Origin of the sequence: Nonomuraea sp. NPDC049400, assembly GCF_044466425.1 — a bacterium.
Classification (GTDB): Bacteria; Actinomycetota; Actinomycetes; order Streptosporangiales; family Streptosporangiaceae; genus Nonomuraea.
The window spans coordinates 348,774-370,729 of sequence record NZ_JBITMP010000003.1; the positions used below are offsets into that span (position 1 = coordinate 348,774).

Sequence of the window (21,956 nt, forward strand, 5' to 3'; positions counted from 1 at the left end):
TTGCAACGTGGCTGACATCTAGGGAGCGATAGTGAGCCGTCCGGACGCGCGCACACTGATCGACACGATCCTCGACCGGAGGTCGTGGAAATCGTGGGACGCGCCGCCCGCCGACCCCGCGCAGCCCGGCTCCTCCTACGCCGACGAGCTGGCCGCGGCCCGCGTCAAGTCCGGCTACGACGAGGCGGTCATCACCGGCGAGGGGCTGCTCGGCGGCCGCAGGGTGGCCATCGCGGCCTGCGAGTTCTCGTTCATGGCGGGCTCGATCGGGGTGGCGGCGGCCGAGCGGTTCACGGCCGCGGTCGAGCGGGCCACCCGCGAGCGGCTGCCGCTGCTGGCCGCGCCCGCCTCGGGCGGCACGCGCATGCAGGAGGGCGCGCCCGCGTTCGTCCAGATGGTGAAGATCACCGCCGCGATCCAGGCGCACCGGGCCGAGGGCCTGCCCTACCTGGTCTACCTGCGGCATCCGACGACGGGCGGGGTGTTCGCGTCCTGGGGCTCGCTCGGGCACGTCACGCTGGCCGAGCCGGGGGCGCTGATCGGATTCCTGGGGCCGAGGGTGTTCGAGTCGCTGCACGGCTACCCGTTCCCCGAGGGGGTGCAGGTCTCGGAGAACCTGCACCGCAAGGGGCTGCTCGACGCGGTGGTGCCGGCCGAGGAGGCGCGGGAGATCGCGATCAAGGCGCTCGGCGTGCTCGCCGACGACAGGTCGGGCGTCGTGGCCGGCGCCCCTCCGGAGGAGGACCTGCGGCCCGTCGAGCCGTGGGAGGCGATCACCCGCTCCCGCCGCGACGACCGGCCCGGCGTGCGCGCGCTGCTCAAGCTGGCCGCCACCGACGTGACGCCGCTCAGCGGCAGCGGCGAGGGGGAGAACGAGCCGGGGCTGCTGCTCGCGCTGGCCAGGTTCGGCACGGCGCCGGCGGTGGTGCTCGGCCAGGACCGGCGGGTCCAGCGGGCCAACTCGCCGCTCGGCCCTGCCGGGCTCAGGGTGGCCAGGCGCGGCATGCGGCTGGCGGCCGAGCTGGGCCTGCCACTGATCACGGTGGTCGACACGGCCGGGGCCGACCTGTCGAAGGCGGCCGAGGAAGGCGGGCTGGCCGCCGAGATCGCCCGCTGCCTGGCCGAGCTGGTCATGGTCGACGCGCCGACCGTGTGCCTGCTGCTCGGCGAGGGCGCCGGCGGCGCGGCGCTGGCGCTGCTGCCCGGCGACCGGGTGCTGTGCGCGCAGCACGCCTGGCTGTCGCCGCTGCCGCCGGAGGGCGCCTCGGCCATCCTCTACCGTTCGGTGGACTTCGCGCCCGAGATCGCCCAGGCCCAGCGCATCCGCGCCACCGACCTGCGGCAGGACGGCATCGTGGACCGCGTCATCCCGGAGCTGCCCGACGCCGCGTACGAGCCTAGGCAGTTCTGCGAGCGGGTGGGGCGGGCGCTGGAGTACGAGATCGCGCGGCTCCTGGAGCTGAGCCCGGCGGACCGTTTCTCGGCCCGCCAGGCCCGCTTCCGCAACCTCGGCTAGGAACGCGGGGCCGGCGTGACCGTCGCCATGGCGCGCGGCCCGGGGACCGCGTACCGCCACAGCTGCTTGCCGCCGGCGTCGTAGCCCGTGAGTGCGACGGTTTCGTCGCCTCCCTTGGGAGCCGGGGCCGCGAACAGCGTCACGTTCTGCCCCCACGAATCCGGGACGGCCTCGGCGGTTCCAGTGGCGCCGCCCTTCATGCGGATCTCCACCTTGGCCGTGCCCGCGGGCGCATAGCCGTACCAGGCCGTTTTGCCGCTGACCCAGCGGACCGGCCGCTCGGCGTCCAGCAGATCGCTCAGCCGCCCGCCGGGCAGTGGCCCGGGCAGCGCCGGCGCGACTTCGCCGTTCTCCCAGAAGGCCGCGCACCCGGGCACGAGAAGAGCGGTGATGCCCACCGGCAGGGTCTGGGGGGCGGTCTCGGACCTCGCGGCCTGCCTCGCGCAGCCCTTCTCGTAATTCGGGACCTGCTTGTCCGGCTTGCCCTTCACCTTCACGATGAAGCCCCCGACCTGGGTGCCGAGCGGGACGCTGACGTGCCAGACCGGGTCCGGCGTGCCCGTGCCGCGCAGGAACGAGGCGCGGACCCGCCGCCCGTCGTAGAGCACCGCGTCGACCGACTCCCAATCCTCAAGGGCTGGGCCGAAGTAGGTGTCGGCGCCGGGGTCCGGCAGATAGGTGGTCGCCTGCTGAAAGGGGATGGGGTAAGAGCCTTGCAGGTAGCTGATGGAACAGCCGGATACGCCCCAGTTGCCCGGCCCGGAACCGCCGGCATAGCAGAACGCCCTCTCCTCGCCGGACCTCTGACTGAACCAGACGCGCACAGGGCGGCCGGAGCCCTCGGTGCCCGGCACGGTCATCACCTCGCCGACCACCTGATCGGCCTCGTCCGGCCGCCTCTTGGCCGGCTCGTCGTGACGCCAGACCTCCTTGCCCGACGCGTCATAGGCGGCGATGCGGTAGCCCTCGGCCGGGTCGTCGGACGGGTTGGCGGCGGCGAACAGCGTGACGCCCAGGTTCCAGGGATCGGGCCTGGTCCCGATGCTCGCCGTGCTCCCGCCGTCGAACGAGAGCTCGATCCTGGCGACGTCCTTGCGGGCGGAGCCGATGATCAGGCCCTCCTGCATGGTCGTGCCCACCACCGGGCCCGCCGCGGTGAGCACGTGCTGGCCGACCTGCGCACCGTGGCGCGACCAGATCAGCTCAGGTCCCTCCTTCGACCGGTAGGGCCGCACGGAGACGCCCTGCGGCAGCTCCATGGGCGCGCTGATGGGCTGCCCGGTCGGCGGCGCCATACCGTCGCGGGACCACTGTCCGAGGCTCTTGCCCTTCACATCCGCGATTCGGATCATGGACATGGCCTCCTGAGCCGGGTAGGTCACGGTCCAGAGCCGGTACGGCGCGCCGTCCAGGCTCCGCACCGTGCCGGGGAACTCCTGACCGCCCTTCGTGACCCCGGCCACCGCGCCCACGTCCTGGCGCGCCAGCCCCCAGTCCATCGCGGTCGCCGCACCGTCCCGCAGCGTGCTGCCCACGAACCAGGCGTCCGCGTGCAGCCAGTCGACGGCGTTGACGCAGGCCCCGTACGGCTCGGCCGTGGCCTGCTCGACCGCGTAGCAGACCTCGGGATGGCCCAGCTTCGCCTTGGCGAACCAGATCCGCAGCGGCCTGCCCTCGGAGGGGTTGTCGACGGTCACCTCCTTGCCGAGGGGCGTCCGTTCCTTCATGAGCTGCTGGTAGATCCCGGTCGGGTCGGTCGCGGTGTTCCTGCCCAGGCCCCCGTTGAGCAGGACAGGAACGAACGCGGCCACCAGCGCCGCCGGCAGCGCGGCCAGCAGCCACCGGGCCGGGTGGCGGCGCGGTCTGCGCTCCATGACACGCGTCCAGGCGTGCGGGCCGGCCTCGAAGGTCCGGGCGCGGGCGTCGAGCGCGGCCCGCAGGCGCTCTTCCAGGTCGTTCACGCGTCCTCCTCCTTCAGCGCCTTGCCCAGGGCGGCCAGCGCCCTGCTGGCGTGGGTCTTCACCGATCCAGGCGAGACCCCCATGGCCTCGGCGATCTCGCGTTCCGACAGGTCCAGCCAGTAACGCAGGACGAGGGCCTCGCGCTGGCGGCGCGGCAGGCGGTCCACGGCGGCCAGCAGCTCGCGGTGCTCCTCGGAGACGATGACCGCGTGTTCGCTGCTGCGGGCCGGTTCCGGGGGGTCGGGGCGGCGCAGCCGTACGAGCCTTAAATGGCGCAGGCGGTTACGGGTGAGGTTGCAGACGGTCGCGCGCAGGTAGGCCAGGGCGGCCCTGTCCTCGCGCAGGCGCCTGGTGTGCAGCCGGGCGAACGCCTCCTGGGCGATGTCCTCGGGGTCGTCCGCGCCGAGCAGCCCGGCCAGGCGTACCAGGGACTGGTACTGGGCCGCGAACAGGTCGGCGAACGACGGCTGCGCCATGGTCGCTGTTTCGGTCACGCCATAGAAGACACCCGGAACGGCGGCCGGTTGACTAGGGGACCGGAATCCGTTCGACGCGGATCGAGAAGACCTCCTCGCGGGGCACCACGACCTCGTAGGCGCCGTGGTCGACCATCCAGTAGCCCAGCGCCTCCGCCTTCATCCCGCTGTGGCCGGTGTAGGCGATGTGCAGCCCGTCGTCGTCCTCGTCCAGCACGATGCAGGGCTCGCCGCCGAACGCCCCCACCGTGCGGATCAGCACCAGCCACTCGACCTGCGACCTGGCCACCACCCGCCGCCAGTAGCCCGACGCGGGCTCGAACCCCTCCAGCTCGGCCTCGCTGAACAGCACCACCTGGTCGCTGTCGGGACCGAGGGCGGCGGGCAGCGTGCGATCGCCGAAGCGGGCCACGAAGCCGGACGCAACCGGGGTGATCTCTTCACTCATGCCGCGCGCCGCCAAGTCAGTCCGTCGTACTCGGCGAAGGGCCGCTCGCCGTCGGCGGTGACGTGCACGATCTCCGCCCCTGCCGGGATCGGCATCGGGACGGTGTGGAACTGCGGCACCACGTGATCCGACGACGTCGTGAAACCGTTGCCCGCGAACGGAGCCGCGTCGCTCCAGTCGCCACCCATGTGCGGCCCGTACGGCACCGCGTAGGTGTCGACGTCGCGGGCGTACCAGCGCATGACGTAGAGCTCCGGCACCTCGGCGAACAGCTCCGACCCGTCGAACGACAGGTCGAGCCCGAAGTAGAGCGACTCAGGCGTGGTCAGCCTGACGCAGTCCTGCACGCGGTAGACGTAACCCGAGATGACCGTGCGCTTGCCCGACAGATATGGCACGAGCAGACGGGGTGGGACAACCTTCTGCATCTGCGTTCCGCTCACGGTACTACTTTACGATCGCTTGACCCTCAGAGGACCCGGTGTTCGAGGCACGGCAGGGTGGATCTGGCGGCGGCCGTCCATTCGTGGTCCACCCGCACGACCTGCGTGCCGGGCGCCGTGCCGAGATCGGCCCGGATCACGCCCAGCGGATCGACCAGCATGCTGCGGCCCACGCCGAAGCCGTCGGACGACTCGGCCGGGTTGGGCGCCTGGCCGACGGCGGCGGTCCACATCGTGTTCTCCAGCGCCCGGGCCCTGACCAGGGTGACCCAGTGGTCCTCCTTGAGCGGCCCCGAGCCCCAGGCGGCGATCACCGCGAACAGCTCGGCGCCCTTGTCCACCAGCGCCCTGGCCAGCTCGGGGAAGCGCACGTCGTAGCAGGTGATGAGGCCGATCTTGAGCCCCGCGAGCTCGACCACGGCGGGCTCCGCGCCGGGCGCGACCAGGTCGGACTCCTTCGCGCCGAACGAGTCGAACAGGTGGATCTTCCGGTATGCCGCCCGCACCGCGCCCTGGGCGTCGATGGCCACCGCCGTGTTGTGCACCCGGCCCTCGCCCGGCTCGAAGACCCCGGCGATCACCGACAGCCCGTGCTGCCTGGCGGCCTCGGCCAGACCGGACACGAACGGGCCGTCCAGCGGCTCCGCGAGGTCCGTGATGCGCCTGCCGTAACGGGTGAGCGTGGCCTCGGGGAAGATCGCCAGGTCGGCCCCTTCGGCTCTGGCGAGCGCCTCTCTGGCCCGCTTGAGGTTGGTGGACGGGTCAGGTGAGACGGGGATCTGGCAGAGGGCGATTGCGGTCACGGCTCGACTCTAGCCGGTTGGGCATCGGCCGGAACCAGGTCAGGCACCGCCAGATCCACTCGAGGGGGCCGTACCTGAACCTGCTCAGCCACCACCTGCTGAGCAGCACCTGCCCGGCCACGGTCACCGCCGCCAGCGCCACCACCGACCAGCGGGTCGGGTCGGCGTTCAGCAGCGGGGCGGCCAGGGCGATCACCGCGGTGCCCGACACGTAGTTGGTCAGCGCCATCCTGCCCAGCGGCTCCAGCACCGCCGACAGCCACGGCCGCAGGACGAGCAGCAGCCCCAGTGAGTACGCCGCCGCGCCCGCCAGCGCCGCCACGCTGTAGACGATCCAGGCGTACGGGCTCGCCTGGGCGTGCCCGCTCGCCTCCTCGGCGCGCATGCTCGCCCAGGCGTACGTCAGCAGCACGGTGGCCAGCCCCGTGACCGCGAACGAGGGCAGCAACAGCCACCTGGGCGGACGCAGCTGGTACAGCCCCATGCCGAGCAGGAACAGACCGGGGATCAGATAGGGCCCGCCGCCCACCTTGAGCCCCCAGGCCGTCGCCGCCAGCCCCAGCAGCAGCACCGGCAGACCGCCGGCCAGAAAAGAGGCAGGCAGCAGCACCGCGGCGCCGTAGACGGCGTAGTCGGTCAGCACCTCGCCCTCGTAGAACAGGTGCTGCGCCTGCCCGAGGCAGAACAGCCAGAACAGCCTGCTCACCAGCGCCCGGCGGCTGTTGCCGCGCAGGAACAGCATGAAGCTGATGCCGAACAGCAGCGAGAAGATCGGGTAGAACCGGCTCTGGAACAGGGCTTCGACGGTCCAGTCGACCCCGTTGCGCGCGCTCTTGTCGGTGTGCTGCCAGGTGTTGACCAGCATGATCCCGCCCACCGCGAAGCCGCGTAGGGCGTCGAGCTCACGGATGCGCGCTACAGGAACCAGATGAACCACCATACGAGGAATCCGGCGCCGATGGCGGCCGCCGCGCCCTGTGGCCACCGGCGGTCGCGAAGGAGCGCCGCGGCGGTCAGCACGGCCGAGGCGGCGGCGATCCAGGTGTAGCCGACGACCGCGCCGGGCACGCCGACGGCCAGCGCGGTCTCGTTCCTGCCGGCCAGGGCGTAGACGGACTGGCCGACCAGCCCGGCGAACGCCACGCCGGCCAGCCCGCCGAAGGCCGCCAGTGCCCTGCCCTTGAGCGCGCCCGCGATCAGCTGGATGAGGGAGACGAGCGCGAACAGGATGAAGGGCGCGGCCAGCCAGGGCGACTTCGAGATCTGGTACGGGGCGGCGGTCACGTGCAGGTCGCCCACTTGCCCGCTCGTGTCGTCGAGGCACGGTGAGGCCGCGTTGCCCGCCGGGGCGGCGAGGAACTCGACGATCTTGCGGCGGGCGCAGGCGCTGGACAGGAAGACGGCATGGGAGGCGCGGGGGAACTCCTCGAAGCGGGCGCCGGGGAGCGCCTCGGCCGCGGGCCTGCTGGTCCTGGTGGGGGTGGTCGGGTCGTACTGCCCGCCCAGCACGTACACGGGGGCCTTGGTGGTGGCGTTGACGGGCTTGGCCTTGGGCAGCTGCCAGGCATCACACACCGCCTTGTCCGCATTTATGGTGAAAAGTCGGGATTTTGGGGTGAATGTGTTGAACGGGACCTCGTCCTGGCACTGCACCGCGTGATACAGCCCGAACTCGTGCGACACCAGCCCCCCGCCCACAGCGTCGGCCAGCGGTTGCAGCAGCTCGTCGTGGCCCTTGGCCAGCGCGCCGACCATCGCGGGCGCGACCGCCGCCACGTCCGCCTCGTGCAGCGCCTCAGCCATGATCGCGCCCAGGTCGTCGCCGCTGATGCGCGCCGGGAACGTCTTGCCGAGGATCGGATCGGTCACGGTCACCTGGGCGGGATTCGCGTTGAGCCGGGCGGTCGCGGCGTCGAACGCGTCCTTCATGCCGAGCGCGGCCACCGTGTCCGCCAGGTTCCTGGCGGCGTCGTCGTACCAGTTGACGCTCTCCGGCAGGTACGAGTCCAGCACCACCGACCGCACCCCCTCGGGGTCGGCGGCGGCCACGTCCATCATGACCCTGGTGGAGTAGCTGACGCCGAACAGGTTCCAGGAGTCGTACCCGAGGTGCTCGCGTAACGCGACGACGTCGGCCGCGATCTCCTTCGTGTTGTATCCCCGCAGGTCGACGCCCTCCTCCTCCCGGAGCCTCGCCCGGCACTGGCCGGCGGCCGCCGCGAGGTCGGCGGGCGGCTGCCTGAGCTGCCCGAGCAGCGCCTCGGCCGTCTCGGGGCAGCCGAGGGCCGGCTCGGAGTACTTGCTGCCGCGCTGCTCGACCGTCACCACGTCACGATCGGGGAACATCTGGCTCAGAAACCCCATGAGCTGCAGGGAAGCCGAAGCCGGGCCTCCGCTCATGTAGACGACGGGATCCGGTTTCCGGTCCTTGGCGGTCGAGGTGTGGACCGCGTACCCCACCTCGATCTTCCTCTCAGGGGCGTCCCTGCGCTCGGGAACCTCGAGGAAACCGCAGGTCGTGTCGGGCGGCAGGTCGACCGCGCAGGCGGGCAGGCCGGCCCCTCGCGAGGTCACGACGGGGGGAACGGCCAGGGCGAGGGCGAGCACAACCCGGATGATCACGGGACGAGACTAATAGTGTGGGGTCGTGACCGAACCACTTGTTGCCAGGATGCGCGCCTTCGGCACGACGATCTTCGCGGAGATGAGCGCGCTCGCCGTCGAGACCGGATCGATCAACCTCGGCCAGGGCTTCCCCGACACCGACGGACCCGCGGCGATGCTCGACCGCGCGGTCCAGGCGATCACGTCGGGCGCGAACCAGTACCCTCCAGGGCCAGGGCTCCCGGAGCTGCGCCGGGCGATCTCGGAGCACCGCGCCGCCCATTACGGCCTCTCCTACGACCCGGCGGGCGAGATCCTGATCACGGTGGGGGCCACGGAGGCCATCGCGGCGGCCGTGCTCGCCCTGTGCGAGCCGGGGGACGAGGTGATCGCCTTCGAGCCGTACTACGACTCCTACGCGGCGTCGATCGCGCTCGCCCAGGCCCGGCTGGTGGCGGTGACGATGCGCCCGGTCGAGGGCCGCTTCACGTTCGACCCGGACGAACTGCGCGCCGCCGTCACACCACGCACCCGCGCCATCCTCGTCAACTCGCCGCACAACCCCACGGGGACCGTGTTCACCCGCGCCGAGCTGGAGGTCATCGCCACGCTCTGCCAGGAGCACGACCTGGTCGCGGTGACGGACGAGGTGTACGAGCACCTGACGTTCGACGGGGTCGAGCACATCCCGCTGGCCACGCTGCCCGGCATGCGTGAGCGCACGGTGATGATCTCCTCCGCGGGCAAGACGTTCTCGGTCACCGGCTGGAAGACCGGCTGGGTGTGCGCCCCTCCCGCCCTGGTCACGGCGGTGCAGACGGTCAAGCAGTTCCTCACGTTCACGGCGAGCGCGCCGTGGCAGCTGGCGGTGGCCTACGGGCTGCGGCACGAGCTGGAGTGGGTCTCCGCCCTGCGCGCGGGCCTGCAGGACAAGCGCGACCGCCTCATGGAGGGCCTCTCGGCCGCAGGATTCTCCGTCTTGCGGCCTTCGGGCACATACTTCGTCCAGACGGACATCCGCCCCTTGGGCTTCTCGGACGGCCTCGAGCTCACGCGCCGCCTCCCGGACCTCGCCGGGGTGGTGGCCATCCCGACCCAGGTCTTCTACGACCACGCCGAACGCGGCCGCCACTTCGTCCGGTTCGCCTTCTGCAAGAAGGACGAGGTCATCGACGAGGCGGTGACCCGCCTCAAGCACCTGTCCACCTGACCCCTGGGTCGAACACGCGGGCGCCGGAGCCTCAGCTCCGGCTGCTCTCGTTGCTCGCCTCGTCCAGCGGCGTCAGTGTGTCCGTGGCGGCCTCGTGCTCCATCCCGGTCGCCTGCAGCAGGTCGACGACCACCGAACGCAGCTGCGCGATGATCACGTGCGCCGAGAAGCCGAGCCCCTCGGGCCGTTCCCGGGCCGCTACGGCCAGCAGCGCCTGGCGTGCCAGTGTCGGCTCCCGGCCCGCCCCGAGCTCCAGTTGCAGCAGCAGCGCCGCCTCCGAGACCTCGCGCAGCGCCTCCGCCAGGGGCGGGGGCGGCGGGCTGGCCTCGCCGAGCGCGGCCAGGGTGCGCCTGGCCAGGACCCGCGCGTTCCGCAGCGCCAGGTCCACCGGCACGGCGGCGGTCTCGTAACGCGCCAGGCTGGCCTTGCGGTGCCAGTGCAGCGGCGAGATCAGCGTGATCTCCTTGGCGGTCTCCAGCGCGTGCTCGTACTCCTCGACCGCGTCCTGCGTGCTGCGCGCCTCCTCCAACGCCTCGGCCGCCAGGTCCACGTTCCGCTTCTCGATCGCCTCCGCGGCCCGCTCCAGCACCGTGGACAGCGCGTCGAGCACGCCGGACAGGTGCTTGGCCGCGATCGTGAACGGGCTGGCGGGCAACAGGGCGACCGCCATGATCCCGATGATGCCCCCGGTGAGCGCGTCAGCCATCCGGTCCAGCCCCCCGGCGCCGTCGCTGGGCACCAGGGTGGCCACCAGCACGGCCGACGACCCGGCTTGCGCGACGAACAGCGCCCCGCTGTTCAGCAGCACCGCCACGGTCATCGCGAGCGCCACCACGAGCGCCAGCTGCCACGGGCCCGAGCCGATCCAGGACACCAGCAGGTCGCCGATGCCCACCCCGAGGCTGACGCCGACCACCAGCTCGGCGACCCTGCGCAGCCGCTGGCCGAGCCCGACGCCCACGCAGATCAGCACGGAGATCGGGGCGAAGAACGGACGTGGGTGGCCGAGCAGCTCGATGGCGATGATCCAGGCCAGTGCTGCGCCGACCGCGCACTGCGCGATGGAGGGCGCCATGAGGCCGAACGTGCCCAGTCGTTCCTTCACATGATCGCTGAGCCTGGTTCGCACCCTTCCACCTTGGCGGATCTTTGTGACGTTGAGGTCACATTTGCCCCATCTAGGTCCTATTCATCGGAGTCCGGCTCGGCTGTCCGGCTGCCGCGGGCCTGGACGTCAAGCGGCGGCAGGGCCGCCAGCGCCTCCTTCCGCTCGGTGCCGGTCGCCTGGAGCAGGTCCACGATGATGGACCGGAGCTGGGCGATCATCACGTCCGCGGAGAAGCCCCACCGCTCGGACCCTTGCCGGGAGGCCACCGCCAGGATCGCCTTGGTGACCTTGTCCGGCGAGCGTTCGGCGGCCAGCTCGTCGCGCAGCATGAGCGTCGCGTCCGCCAGCTCGCCCAGCGCGTCGGGCAGCCAGGGCGGCAGCGGGCTGGAGCCGTCGAGCGCCACGATGGCCCGTCTGGCCAGCACCCTCGCATTCCTGAGCGCGTGATCGAGCGGCACGGCCGCCTTCTCGTACCCCTCCAGATTGAGTCGGCGGTAGCGGTGCAGCGGCGAGATGGTGGCGATCTCCCTGCTCGTCTCCAGCGCCTGCAGGAACTCCTCCACCTTCGTCTGGCTGCCCCGTGCCGCGTCCAGCGCCTCCGAGGCCAGTCTCGCGTCGCGCTTCTCGATGGCCTCGGCGATCTGCCGCAGCGCGTCGGCCAGCGCGCCGAACATCCCCTTCGCGTGCCGCCTCGCGAGCGCGGACGGGCTGGCGGGCAGCAGGGCCACCGCCGCGAGCCCCACAAGGCCGCCGACCAGGGCGTCGACCATCCTGGCGAGCCCGCCGGCGCCGCTCGGCGGCAGGAGGGTCGCGACGAGCACGGCCGAGGAGCCCGCCTGGAGGACGATCAGCGAGCCGCTGTCCAGCAGCACCGCCGCGACCATCGCCATCGCCACCACGAGCGCGATCTGCCACGCGCCCGAGCCGATCCACGACACCAGCAGGTCACCGACGCCGACGCCGACGCTGACCCCCGCGACCAGCTCCACCACCCGCCGCAGTCGCTGGCCCAGCCCCACGCCGATGCAGACCACGACGGCGATGGGCGCGAAGAACGGGCGGCTGTGGCCGAGCAGATCCTTGGCCACGAGCCAGGCGATCGCGGCGCCGACCGCGCACTGGCCGATGGAGGGGGCCATCAGCCGCAGCCTGCTCAGGCGCTGATGTACGTGCATGTCAAACACGCATCTACCCTGGCCCGCAAACGTGACACTCTGGTTACGACCCGATGAGATCGGGCGGCTCAGCCGCTCAGCGGCCGCCCTGAGCGTACCTTGACATCGTCGGCGGCGTTCGTGGGCAGACATTGACCATGTGTCCCGCCGACCGGCTCGGCTAGCGTCGCCAAGGCGGGGACAACCGGTAACGGAGAAGGGGCGTCACATGCCGGACCCGATTGAAGTGCGCAAAGTGCCGATCGAGAGCGTCACCGACGCCTCAGGCCTGTCACGGCTCATCGCCGACGGGGTGATCGAGGCCGAACGGGTGCTCGCCGTCATCGGCAAGACCGAGGGCAACGGCGGCGTCAACGACTACACGCGCATCCTCGCCGACCGGGCCTTCCGCGAGGTGCTGGCGGAGCACGGGCATCCGTCGCCGGACAGCGTGCCCTTGGTGTGGTCGGGCGGCACCGACGGCGTGCTCAGCCCGCACGCCACCATCTTCGCCACCACGGCCGACGCGCCGCACTCCGACGAGCCGCGGCTGTCGGTGGGCGTGGCGATGAGCGAGGTGATCCTGCCCGAGGACATCGGCAGGCCCGCCATGGTGGAGAAGGTCGCGGCAGGCGTGCGCGAGGCCATGAAGATCGCGGGCATCGACGACCCGCGCGACGTCCACTACGTGCAGACCAAGACGCCGCTGCTCACCCTGGCCACCATCACCGACGCCAAGAGCCGGGGCCAGGACACCGCCATCGAGGAGACCGGCCCCTCCATGGACCTGTCCAACTCCACCACCGCCCTCGGCATCGCCGTCGCGCTCGGCGAGATCGACATGCCGCGCGCCGACCAGATCCACAAGGACCTGTCGCTGTACTCGTCCGTGGCCTCGTGCTCGTCGGGGGTGGAGCTGGACCGGGCGCAGATCGTGCTGGTGGGCAACGTACGCGGCATCGGCGGCCGCTACCGCATCGGCCACAGCGTCATGCAGGACGCCCTCGACGCGGACGGCATCTGGGCGGCCATCAGGGACTCCGGCCTGCCGCTGCCGGAGCGCCCGCACCCCTCGGACCTCGGGGGGCGGCTGGTGAACGTGTTCATGAAGTGCGAGGCCGACCCGTCAGGGCAGGTGCGGGGACGGCGCAACATCATGCTCGACGACTCCGACGTGCACTGGCACCGGCAGATCAAGGCCGCGGTCGGCGGGGTGGCGGCCTCGGTCACGGGCGACCCCGCGGTCTTCGTCTCCGTCGCCGCCGTCCACCAGGGCCCATCGGGCGGCGGCCCGGTGGCGGCCATCTCGGACCTGGGGTAGCGCCCGGTAGGCTCGAGGGCTGTGCCGAGCATCCCGCAACCACTCGATCCCCGCGACGACGGCAGCGCCGCGCCCGCCGTGGCGGCCGCGCTCGCCTCCTACCAGGCGGGCACGGCGGACGCCGCCGACGTGCTGAACGCACTCAGCGGGGCCAGGCTGCTGGTGCCCGTGGTGGCGCTGCTGACCGAGAGCGAGGTCGGCGCGCACGGGCTGCGGCAGGAGAAGGAGAGCGAGATGGCGCTGCCCAAGCTCGTCGGGGCGGACGGCAGGCAGGCGGTGCTCGCCTTCACCGGCGCCGACGCGCTGGCCAGGTGGCGGCCCGACGCCCGGCCGATCCAGGCCACGGCGCTGCGGGTGTGCCAGGCCGCCGTGCAGGAGAAGGCGGCGGCGGTCGTGGTCGACGTGGCGGGGCCGGTGCAGTTCGTGATCGAGGGAGCGGTGCTGGAGGCGCTCGCGGCGGTCGAGTCGGGGACCGTCGATCGGCTCGGCGGCGTGACCGTGGCCAGGGTGGAGCCCGCCCGGCGTCGCCGGTGGTTCTCCAGGAAGGGCCGCTGACATCCGCAATACGACGCCGGTGGTTCTCGAGGAAGGGCCGCTGACATCCGCAATACGACGCCGGTCGCGGGAGGGGCGCATTAGGGTCGGCTCGTGGTCGCACTCATGGCGCTCGCCGGGCTGATCTGCGGACGCCGCATCGGGGCGCTGGCCGACGCCTACGACGAGGGCCCGGTCCACTACGACCGCCTGTCCGCGTGGTTTCCTGCCGTGGAGGTGGTGAGCGCCGCCGTGGCCGCGCTCGTCGCCTGGCGGGTCGGGCTGCCGTACGTGCCGTTCGCCTTGGCGGGCACCGCCCTGGCGGTCGTCGACTGGCGTACCAGCCTGCTGCCCGACGCGATCACGCTCCCGGCGTACCCGATCATGGCCCTGGCGCTGGCGCCCACGGGAGAGCTCCCCAGGGCGCTGGCCGGCGCGGTGGCGCTGACGGCGGTGTACGGGGTGCTCTGGTTCGTCAGACCGGAGGCGATGGGGCTGGGGGACGTCAAGCTGGCCGGGCTCATCGGGATGGCCGCCGGGGCGCTGGGCTGGCAGGCGTGGATCGTCGCGGCGTTCTGCGGGCACCTGCTCGGCGCACTCTACGGCCTGGCCCTCCTCCTGACCGGGCGCGGGAACAGGCACACCCAGTTCCCTTTCGGGCCTTTCATGCTGCTCGGCGCGTTCGCCACACTCTGTCTCGGCTGGTGAACGCGGGACATCTCACTAGGCAGCACGTGGAAGACTTGTACGCATGTTGCGCTGGTTGACCGCCGGAGAGTCCCACGGCCCCGAACTCGTCGCCATCCTCGAAGGCCTCCCGGCCGGGGTGGAGGTGACCACGGCCGCCATCGACGAGGCCCTGCGCCGCCGCAGGCTCGGTTACGGCCGCGGCGCCCGGATGAAGTTCGAGCAGGACCAGGTCACGATCGTGGGCGGCGTCCGCCACGGCCGCACGATGGGCAGCCCTGTCGCGATCCGCGTCGGCAACACCGAATGGCCCAAGTGGGAGAAGGTCATGTCGGCCGACCCGGTCGACCCGGCCGAGCTCGAGGGCCTCGCGCGCAACGCGCCCAGGTCCCGCCCCCGCCCCGGCCACGCCGACCTGGCAGGCATGCAGAAGTACGGGTTCGACGACGCCAGGCAGGTGCTCGACCGGGCCAGCGCCCGCGAGACGGCCGCCCGCGTCGCGCTCGGCGAGGTCGCCAGGCGCTTCCTCAAGCAGGCGCTGGGCGTCGACATCGTCAGCCACGTCACCGAGATCGGCGGCGCGAAAAACCCGTCCGAGACCCTGCCAGGCCCGGGCGACCTGGCCAGGATCGACGAGGACCCGGTGCGGTGCTCCGACCCCGAGGGCAGCGCCGCGATGGTCGCCGTGATCGACAAGGCCCACAAGGACGGCGACACGCTCGGTGGCGTCGTCGAGGTCCTCGCCTACGGCCTGCCGCCCGGCCTCGGCAGCTACACGCACTGGGACCGCAGGCTCGACTCCCGGCTCGCCGGTGCGCTCATGGGCATCCAGGCGATCAAGGGCGTCGCGGTCGGCGACGGCTTCGAGACCGCGCGCAGGCCCGGTTCCCGAGCCCACGACGAGATCGAATACACCGCGGAAGACGGCGTGCGACGCATCACCAACCGCGCGGGCGGCGTCGAGGGCGGCATGACCAACGGCGAGATCCTGCGCGTCAGCGCCGCCATGAAGCCGATCTCCACCGTGCCCAGGGCGCTGGCCACCATCGACGTCAAGACCGGTGAGGCGGCCAAGGCCCACCACGAGCGCTCCGACGTGTGCGCCGTGCCCGCCGCCGGCATCGTGGCCGAGGCGATGGTCGCGCTGGTGCTGGCCGACGCGGCGCTCGAGAAGTTCGGCGGCGACTCCGTCGAGGAAGTCGCCCGCAACCTGTCCGGCTACCTGTCTTCGATGGTGATCAAATGACTCTCGCTGTGCTGATCGGCCCGCCGGGGTCCGGAAAGACCACGGTCGGGCAGCTGCTCGCCGAGCGGCTCGGCGTCGGGTTCCGCGACACCGACGCCGACGTGGAGGCCGTGGTGGGCAAGCCCGTCTCCGACATCTTCGTCGAGGACGGCGAGGCCCGTTTCCGCGAGCTGGAGCACGAGGCCGTGCGCCGGGCGCTGGCAGAGCACGACGGCATACTCTCGCTCGGCGGCGGCGCCGTGCTCAACGAGGAGACGCAGGCCCTGCTCGCCGGCCACCACGTGGTCTACCTGCAGGTGGGGCTGTCCGACGCGGTCCAGCGGGTCGGCCTCGCCTCTGCCAGGCCGCTGCTCGTGCTCAACCCGCGCAGCCAGCTGAAGAAGCTGATGGAGGAGCGGCGGCCGGTCTACGAGCGGCTGGCGGCGGTCACCGTGGTGACCGACAAGCGGGAGCCGGAGGAGCTCGCCGACGAGATCATCAAGGGGCTGCCCTCATGAGCGCGACCAGGATCGCCGTACGCGGTGACAGCCCGTACGACGTGGTGGTCGGCACCGGCGTGCTGGCCGAGCTGACGACGCTGCTCAAGCCCGGCGTGCGCACCGTCGCCGTCATCCATCCGCAGACCCTGCCCGAGATCTCCGCCCCGGTCGGCGCGGCGCTGCGCGAGGCCGGCTACGAGGTGGTCGAGCTGCCCGTGCCCGACGGGGAGCAGGCCAAGACCGTCGAGGTGGCCGCCGGGCTCTGGTCGGCGCTCGGCCGGCACGGCGTGACCCGCTCCGACGCCGTGGTGGGCGTGGGCGGCGGCGCGACGACCGACCTGGCCGGGTTCGTGGCGGGCACGTGGCTGCGCGGCGTGCAGGTCGTGCTCGTGCCGACGACGTTGCTGGCCATGGTCGACGCGGCGGTCGGCGGCAAGAACGGCATCGACACACCCGAGGGCAAAAACCTGGTGGGCACCTTCCTGCCACCAGCCGGGGTGCTGTGCGAGCTGGCCACGCTGCCCGGCATGCCGAAAAGGGACTACGTCGCCGGCCTGGCCGAGATCATCAAGGGCGGCTTCATCGCCGACCCGGAGATCCTCCGGCTCGTCGAGGCCGACCCGGAGGCCGCCACCAGGCCCGACGGCCCGCACACCCGTGAGCTGATCGAGCGCAAGATCCAGGTCAAGGCCGACGTCGTGGGCGCCGACCTGCGCGAGGCGGGCCTGCGCGAGATCCTCAACTACGGCCACACCCTCGCCCACGCCATCGAACGCGAGGAGCACTACGCCATCCGCCACGGCGAGGCCGTCGCCATCGGCATGGTCTACGCCGCCGAGCTGTCCAGGCTCTCCGGCCGCGCCGACCTCGTGGCGCGCACCCGCTCCATCCTCACGAGCGTCGGGCTGCCCATCACCTACCGCGCCGACGCCTGGCGGTCCCTGCGCGACCACATGCGGCTGGACAAGAAGAACCGCGGCGCCAAGCAGCGGTTCGTCGTGCTCGACGGCCTGGCCAAGCCGGGCCGACTCGAAGACCCCGCGGAAGAGCTGCTCGAAGCCGCCTACAAGGAGATCTCGGCATGATCCTCGTGCTCAACGGGCCCAACCTGCGCCGGCTCGGCACCCGCGAGCCCGACGTCTACGGGGCGGAGACGTTCGACGACCTGGCCGCGCTCTGCCGCGACACGGGCAGGAAGCTCGGCGAGCACGTCGAGGTGCGCCAGACCGACGACGAGGCCGAGCTGATCAGCTGGATCCACGAGGCCGCCGACGGCCGCATCCCGGTGGTGCTCAACCCGGCCGCGTTCACCCACTACTCCTACGCCCTGCGCGACGCCATCAAGCAGCGCACGGCCCCGCTCGTCGAGGTGCACATCAGCAACCCCGCCGCGAGGGAAGAGTTTCGCCATAACTCCGTCGTCGCCGGGGTGGCGTCGGGCACGATCGCGGGCTTCGGACTACAGTCGTACGTCCTTGCGCTGCACGCGATCGTGGAGATGAACACCACCTCATGAGGCACTACAAGTCCTTCGTCGCTGTCGGCGACAGCTTCACGGAAGGACTGAACGACCCCGGCCACAACGGTCACTACCGCGGCTGGGCGGACCGGGTCGCCGAACGGCTCGCCGCCGACGAGCCCGGCTTCCGCTACGCCAACCTGGCCGTACGCGGCAAGCTCCTCGACCAGATCGTCGCCGAGCAGGTGCCCCTGGCCGTCGAGATGGCACCTGACCTGGTCAGCTTCTGCGCCGGGGGCAACGACCTGCTCAGGCCGGGCAGCGACCCCGACGAGATGGCCAAGCAGCTCGCCCGCGCCGTCCGCGACCTGCGAGCCGGGGGCGCCGACGTGCTGCTGTTCACGGGGGTGGACCCGCGCGACACGCCGCTGATGCGCCGGCTGCGCGGCCGCTTCGCCGTCTTCTACCTGCACGTGCGCTCCATCGCCGACCTGTACGGGTGCCGCCTGGTGGACCAGTGGTCGATGCAGGGGTTGCGCGACTGGCGGGCGTGGAGCGCGGACCGGCTGCACATGAACGAGGACGGGCACCGGCTGGTGGCGGCGCGGGTGCTTGACGTGCTGGGGGTGCCGTTCGAGGACTGGCGCAAGGACTGGCCGGCGCAGAGCGTCGATCCGCGGGCTCGGCGGCGCGAGGACGCCCAATGGATCCGCGAGCACCTGGTGCCGTGGATGTCCCGCCGTCTGCGCGGCGTCTCCTCCGGCGACGGGCTCTCTCCCAAGCGCCCCGAGCTCACGCCCTGGTCCTGACCTCGCCTTTCCGGCCGCACTTCGGCTGACGCGCCTCCTGCTCGGCGCACGCGTCGCGCCGAGCCCCGCCGCACCCGCGCCCGGGAACGTCCTCACCCGCGACGCGCCCCGCGTCCGTGTGCGCCCCGCGTCCGTGTGCGTGGCGAGTCCGTGTGCGTGGCGCCCGTGTGCATGGCGCGCCCGCCGCAGAGCTTCCGGGCCGCAACTCACGCGCCACGAAGCGGGGCGCGCGGCGAGGATGGCGTCAGCCGGCCGACTCCGCCGCCAGGCGCTTCAAGGCCGCCCTGGGGATCGCCGGGTCCGTGGTGCGCCAGAACGGGGGCAGGGAGCCCAGGAGGAAACCGCTGTAGCGGGCCGTGGCGAGGCGCGGGTCCAGGACCGCGATCACGCCCTTGTCGTCCTGTGCCCGCAGCAGCCGGCCCGCCCCCTGGGCCAGGAGCAGCGCGGCGTGGTTAGCCGCGACCGCCATGAAGCCGTTGCCGCCCTTGGCCGCCACGTGGCGCTGTCTGGCCGAGGTCAGCGGGTCGTCGGGGCGCGGGAACGGCACCCGGTCGATGATGACCAGTCGCAGCGAGGGCCCGGGCACGTCCACGCCCTGCCAGAGTGACAGGGTGCCGAACAGGCACGTCGGCTCGTCCTCGGCGAACTGCTTGACCAGCAGCATCGTCGAGTCGTCACCCTGGCACAGCAGCGGCACGTCCAGCCGGTCGCGCAGCGCCTCGGTGGCCGCCTTGGCCGCCCGCATCGACGAGAACAGCCCAAGCGTGCGCCCCCCGGCCGCCTCGATCAGCTCGACGATCTCGTCGAGGTACTGCTGCGGCAGCCCGTCACGCCCGGGCTGGGGCAGGTGCTTGGCGACGTACAGGATGCCCGCGCGCGGGTGGTCGAACGGCGAGCCCACGTCGATGCCCTGCCAGCCCTTGCCCTCGCCGCCCAGCCCCCACTGCGCGGCGAGGCCGTCGAACGTGCCCCCCAGCGCCAGCGTGGCGGAGGTGAGGACCACCGTGCGCTCCCCGAACAGCTTGTCGCGCAGCATCCCGCTCACCGTCAGTGGCGCGACCCGCAGCATGGGCGGGCGCCGGTCGGTGCCGGCGTCGAGCCAGACCACCTCGGCCCGGTCGGTCTCCGAGTCGTGGCCGTACGCCTCCAGCATGCGCACGGCCGTGTCGTGCACCTCGTCCAGCGCCGAGAACGCGGCCTTGCGCTGCCCCGCCTTGTCGGGGTCGTCCTTGTCGGCGCCGCGCGGCCCCAGGGCCGTGATGCAGCGCCAGGCGGTGTCGCGCACCAGCGCCAGCGTCAGCCCGAGCACCTGCGGCAGCTCGTCGATGCGCCCGGGCGGCGCGGCGGCCAGCAGCGCCTTGAGGTCCTCGCCCGCCTCCTGGAGCCGGTCGGCGATCCCCTGCTCGATCAGCCTGCCCACCCGGCGCACCGCGAGCGACACGGTCAGCTCCGACAGCTCGCCGGTCACCACCGACGTCACCCGGTCGACCAGCTCGTGGGCCTCGTCCACGACCACGACCTCGTGCTCAGGCAGCACCGGCAGGTCGCCCATGGCGTCGATGGCCAGCAGCGCGTGGTTGGTCACCACGACGTCCACCTCGCCCGCCCGGGCGCGGGCCAGCTCGGCGAAGCACTCGGCCCCGCTCGGGCAACGACTGGCCCCGAGGCACTCCTGCGCGCTCACCGAGAACTGCCGCCACGCCTGCTCGCTCACCCCCGGCACCAGCTCGTCGCGGTCGCCGGTCTCGGTCTCCTCGGCCCACTCCTGGATGCGCTGCACCATGCGGCCGGTCGCGCTCACCTCGCGCGGGTCGAACAGCTGGTCCTGCTCGTCCTCCTCGGGCCAGCCCGCCGTCGCCTTGTAGCGGCACAGGTAGTTGCGCCGGCCCTTCAGGATCGCGAACGTCGGCTCGTGCGGCAGCTCTTTGCCCAGCGTCTCGGCCAGCCGGGGCAGGTCGCGGTCGACGAGCTGGCGCTGGAGCGCGATCGTGGCCGTGGAGACCACGACGGGCGAGTCGCTGTCCATCGCGTGGCGGATCGACGGGACGAGATAAGCCAGCGACTTTCCCGTGCCCGTGCCGGCCTGGACCGCCAGGTGCTCCTCGTCGTCGATGGCCTGCTGCACGGCGTGGACCATGGTGAGCTGGCCCTGCCGTTCGCTCCCTCCGAGAGCGTTTACCGCGACCTTGAGCAGTTCGTCCACTGACGGGAGATGGGAGTCCGGCACGGCAGTAAACGCTACCCGCATTCCGGGGCCGCCGTGCCGAACGCGGTGTGATCGGCCAGACGCATCCCGGCGTTCCCCGGACGCCCGCGGCGGCTCCCATGGCACACTGGGCGACCGGGAATCCAACCGGGCGAGAGATCTTCACGCGGTGTGACCAGAGAGGTTCCCGGTGTAGATGGAAAGGCCGGTTTCCAGAGGGTTTTCCGGGGTTGAGTGGACGGATAAAGGCTGGTTAAAGCAGTATGTCTGCCATGTCGGAAGTTGTCCCGTTGCCGTCGTTCGGCGAAGTGTTCTTCGATGCGCGAGGTCAGGAGCGGTGTCTCCGTGTCACGTGGCATGAGGGCACGCTGGTCCTCAGCCTCTGGCGCGGGGAGATGTGCACAGCGAGCTTCCGCATGCCGATGGAGGACGTCGGCCGCCTGCTCGACACGCTCGACGAGGGCTTCGCCGAGGCCACGGGCGAGCAGCCCGCCGTGCCCGCGCACGACCCGGGAACCGAGGTCATTCCAGGCACCGGCCAGTACCACCGGCCGCCCCAGCACGCACAGCAACCGCCGCAGCCTCCGCAGCCGCAGCACCAGCCCGACGACCGGCCCACGGCCGCCCTGTCGCCCAATGACGTCCTGGTGGCCAGGGGCGCCCCCGCCGCCCACCAGGACAAGCTGGTGGCCTCGTACAGTGAGACCACGGTGCCCCGGGACAGCATGTCCCCGGCTTATGGCGAGCCCCCCAGGGAGGCGAATCCGTCCTACGGCGAGCCCCCCAGGGAGGTGGCTCCGTCCTACGGTGAGCCCCCGAGAGAGGCGGCTCCGGTCTACGGCGAGACCACCAGAGAGGCTCCGGCCTACGGCGAGCGCGCGCCCTTCACCGGACCCCAATACGTGGACGCGACCGCTCCCCAGCAGCGATACACGGGCGACCCCTTCAGCGGGCCCCAATACACCGCCGAGTCGCCCCAGTACTCCGGCCACGCCCAGCCCGAGCCCTTCACCGGCCCCCAGTACTCCGACACCGCGCCCGTCTACCAGATGCCCGGAGACCAGCGCGGCCCGTCGCCGGTGAGCACCGACCCCCTCGGCTTCCCCTCCCAGGCGGCCCCGTCCCAGCACCGCGCCGACCCGTTCCCGAGCGACCCGTACCCCTCCGACCCCTACGCCAGGCGGCCTGACGCCTACCAGCAGCCCCAGCAGAGCCAGGGGGCGGCGGGCCTGGGCACGCCCATGCACGGCATCCCGGGCGCGGGCCGGCGCCGCTCCGCGCCCCAGCCGGTCCGCGACGACTACGCCTCCTACCAGCAGGGCCAGCCGAACCCCGTGGATCCGCTGCTGGCCATGGGCCGGCCGGAGCACCCGCAGCCGGAGCCGTTGTCCCGCCCCTACGTCGGGGACCCCATGTTCTCCACGGGCGAGCGCCTGCGTCCGGAGCAGCAGCCGGACTACCACGAGCGGAGCGACCGCAGGGAGTGGTGACA

At 72.1% G+C, this 21,956-nt stretch carries 21 protein-coding genes; 11 read left to right on the forward strand and 10 right to left on the reverse strand.

Going from position 1 to position 21,956, the window contains the following annotated elements:
• Nucleotides 1-31: 31 nt before the first annotated feature.
• Complete coding sequence (locus ACIBVN_RS05610) at nt 32-1,516, forward strand: carboxyl transferase domain-containing protein (protein WP_397133005.1); 1,485 nt, start codon at nt 32-34, stop codon at nt 1,514-1,516.
• On the opposite strand, the gene ACIBVN_RS05615 is transcribed toward ACIBVN_RS05610, so the two are convergent.
• Genes ACIBVN_RS05615 through ACIBVN_RS05645 form a run of 7 tightly spaced genes read right to left on the reverse strand, consistent with a single transcriptional unit; the run spans nt 1,513 to nt 8,269 of the window.
• Nucleotides 1,513-3,477, reverse strand: coding sequence for a hypothetical protein (locus ACIBVN_RS05615; RefSeq protein WP_397133007.1), 1,965 nt, complete (start codon nt 3,475-3,477; stop codon nt 1,513-1,515). The two genes, ACIBVN_RS05610 and ACIBVN_RS05615, sit on opposite strands and share 4 nt — an antisense overlap.
• On the reverse strand, nt 3,474-3,971 hold the full coding sequence (locus tag ACIBVN_RS05620; RefSeq protein WP_397133009.1) for a sigma-70 family RNA polymerase sigma factor: 498 nt from the start codon (nt 3,969-3,971) through the stop codon (nt 3,474-3,476). Before ACIBVN_RS05620 ends, ACIBVN_RS05615 begins: the two co-directional genes overlap by 4 nt.
• A 34-nt stretch (nt 3,972-4,005) precedes the next feature.
• Nucleotides 4,006-4,401, reverse strand: a complete 396-nt coding sequence (locus ACIBVN_RS05625; RefSeq protein WP_397133011.1) for a hypothetical protein — start codon at nt 4,399-4,401, stop codon at nt 4,006-4,008.
• Nucleotides 4,398-4,844 carry a hypothetical protein gene (locus ACIBVN_RS05630; RefSeq protein ID WP_397133013.1) on the reverse strand — a complete coding sequence of 149 codons (447 nt, stop codon included), beginning with the start codon at nt 4,842-4,844 and terminating at the stop codon, nt 4,398-4,400. Before ACIBVN_RS05630 ends, ACIBVN_RS05625 begins: the two co-directional genes overlap by 4 nt.
• Before the next feature lie 26 nt (nt 4,845-4,870).
• On the reverse strand, nt 4,871-5,647 hold the full coding sequence (locus tag ACIBVN_RS05635; protein ID WP_397133015.1) for a carbon-nitrogen hydrolase family protein: 777 nt from the start codon (nt 5,645-5,647) through the stop codon (nt 4,871-4,873).
• A complete protein-coding gene (locus ACIBVN_RS05640) occupies nt 5,607-6,587 on the reverse strand; it encodes a DUF418 domain-containing protein (RefSeq protein ID WP_397133017.1) in 981 nt (326 codons plus the stop codon). The genes ACIBVN_RS05635 and ACIBVN_RS05640 overlap by 41 nt, the downstream gene beginning before the upstream one ends.
• Nucleotides 6,563-8,269: an alpha/beta hydrolase gene (locus ACIBVN_RS05645; RefSeq protein WP_397133019.1), complete on the reverse strand. Its 1,707-nt coding sequence runs from the start codon at nt 8,267-8,269 to the stop codon at nt 6,563-6,565. Before ACIBVN_RS05645 ends, ACIBVN_RS05640 begins: the two co-directional genes overlap by 25 nt.
• 25 nt (nt 8,270-8,294) lie before the next feature.
• Here ACIBVN_RS05645 and ACIBVN_RS05650 point away from each other — a divergent pair, with 25 nt between their 5' ends.
• A complete protein-coding gene (locus ACIBVN_RS05650) occupies nt 8,295-9,461 on the forward strand; it encodes a pyridoxal phosphate-dependent aminotransferase (protein ID WP_397133021.1) in 1,167 nt (388 codons plus the stop codon).
• Nucleotides 9,462-9,492: 31 nt separating this feature from the next.
• Here ACIBVN_RS05650 and ACIBVN_RS05655 read toward each other — a convergent pair whose 3' ends face one another.
• Both ACIBVN_RS05655 and ACIBVN_RS05660 read right to left on the reverse strand, forming a co-directional pair.
• On the reverse strand, nt 9,493-10,590 hold the full coding sequence (locus ACIBVN_RS05655; RefSeq protein WP_397133023.1) for an aromatic acid exporter family protein: 1,098 nt from the start codon (nt 10,588-10,590) through the stop codon (nt 9,493-9,495).
• A gap of 56 nt (nt 10,591-10,646) precedes the next feature.
• Complete coding sequence (locus ACIBVN_RS05660) at nt 10,647-11,708, reverse strand: aromatic acid exporter family protein (protein ID WP_397133025.1); 1,062 nt, start codon at nt 11,706-11,708, stop codon at nt 10,647-10,649.
• A 244-nt stretch (nt 11,709-11,952) separates the two neighbouring features.
• On the opposite strand from ACIBVN_RS05660, the gene ACIBVN_RS05665 reads away from it, so the two are divergent.
• The 8 genes from ACIBVN_RS05665 (at nt 11,953) to ACIBVN_RS05700 (ending at nt 18,258) form a co-directional block, all read left to right on the forward strand.
• Nucleotides 11,953-13,044 (forward strand): ring-opening amidohydrolase, encoded by a 1,092-nt coding sequence (locus ACIBVN_RS05665; RefSeq protein ID WP_397133027.1) that lies wholly within the window; start codon nt 11,953-11,955, stop codon nt 13,042-13,044.
• 21 nt (nt 13,045-13,065) lie between these two features.
• Nucleotides 13,066-13,599 carry an SseB family protein gene (locus ACIBVN_RS05670; RefSeq protein WP_397133029.1) on the forward strand — a complete coding sequence of 178 codons (534 nt, stop codon included), beginning with the start codon at nt 13,066-13,068 and terminating at the stop codon, nt 13,597-13,599.
• 93 nt (nt 13,600-13,692) lie between these two features.
• A complete protein-coding gene (locus ACIBVN_RS05675) occupies nt 13,693-14,286 on the forward strand; it encodes a prepilin peptidase (protein ID WP_397133031.1) in 594 nt (197 codons plus the stop codon).
• A 43-nt stretch (nt 14,287-14,329) separates the two neighbouring features.
• Nucleotides 14,330-15,511 carry a chorismate synthase gene (aroC, locus tag ACIBVN_RS05680; RefSeq protein WP_397133033.1) on the forward strand — a complete coding sequence of 394 codons (1,182 nt, stop codon included), beginning with the start codon at nt 14,330-14,332 and terminating at the stop codon, nt 15,509-15,511.
• Nucleotides 15,508-16,008 carry a shikimate kinase gene (locus ACIBVN_RS05685; RefSeq protein WP_397133035.1) on the forward strand — a complete coding sequence of 167 codons (501 nt, stop codon included), beginning with the start codon at nt 15,508-15,510 and terminating at the stop codon, nt 16,006-16,008. Before aroC ends, ACIBVN_RS05685 begins: the two co-directional genes overlap by 4 nt.
• Nucleotides 16,005-17,075, forward strand: coding sequence for a 3-dehydroquinate synthase (gene aroB, locus ACIBVN_RS05690; protein ID WP_397133037.1), 1,071 nt, complete (start codon nt 16,005-16,007; stop codon nt 17,073-17,075). The genes ACIBVN_RS05685 and aroB overlap by 4 nt, the downstream gene beginning before the upstream one ends.
• On the forward strand, nt 17,072-17,506 hold the full coding sequence (gene aroQ, locus ACIBVN_RS05695; RefSeq protein ID WP_349453150.1) for a type II 3-dehydroquinate dehydratase: 435 nt from the start codon (nt 17,072-17,074) through the stop codon (nt 17,504-17,506). The genes aroB and aroQ overlap by 4 nt, the downstream gene beginning before the upstream one ends.
• Complete coding sequence (locus ACIBVN_RS05700; protein WP_397133040.1) at nt 17,503-18,258, forward strand: SGNH/GDSL hydrolase family protein; 756 nt, start codon at nt 17,503-17,505, stop codon at nt 18,256-18,258. The genes aroQ and ACIBVN_RS05700 overlap by 4 nt, the downstream gene beginning before the upstream one ends.
• A gap of 244 nt (nt 18,259-18,502) precedes the next feature.
• Here the strand turns inward: ACIBVN_RS05700 and ACIBVN_RS05705 are convergent, their stop codons facing one another.
• Nucleotides 18,503-20,506, reverse strand: coding sequence for an ATP-dependent DNA helicase (locus tag ACIBVN_RS05705; protein ID WP_397133042.1), 2,004 nt, complete (start codon nt 20,504-20,506; stop codon nt 18,503-18,505).
• Nucleotides 20,507-20,736: 230 nt separating this feature from the next.
• Here ACIBVN_RS05705 and ACIBVN_RS05710 point away from each other — a divergent pair, with 230 nt between their 5' ends.
• Nucleotides 20,737-21,954, forward strand: a complete 1,218-nt coding sequence (locus ACIBVN_RS05710) for a hypothetical protein (protein WP_397133043.1) — start codon at nt 20,737-20,739, stop codon at nt 21,952-21,954.
• Nucleotides 21,955-21,956 lie beyond the last annotated feature (2 nt).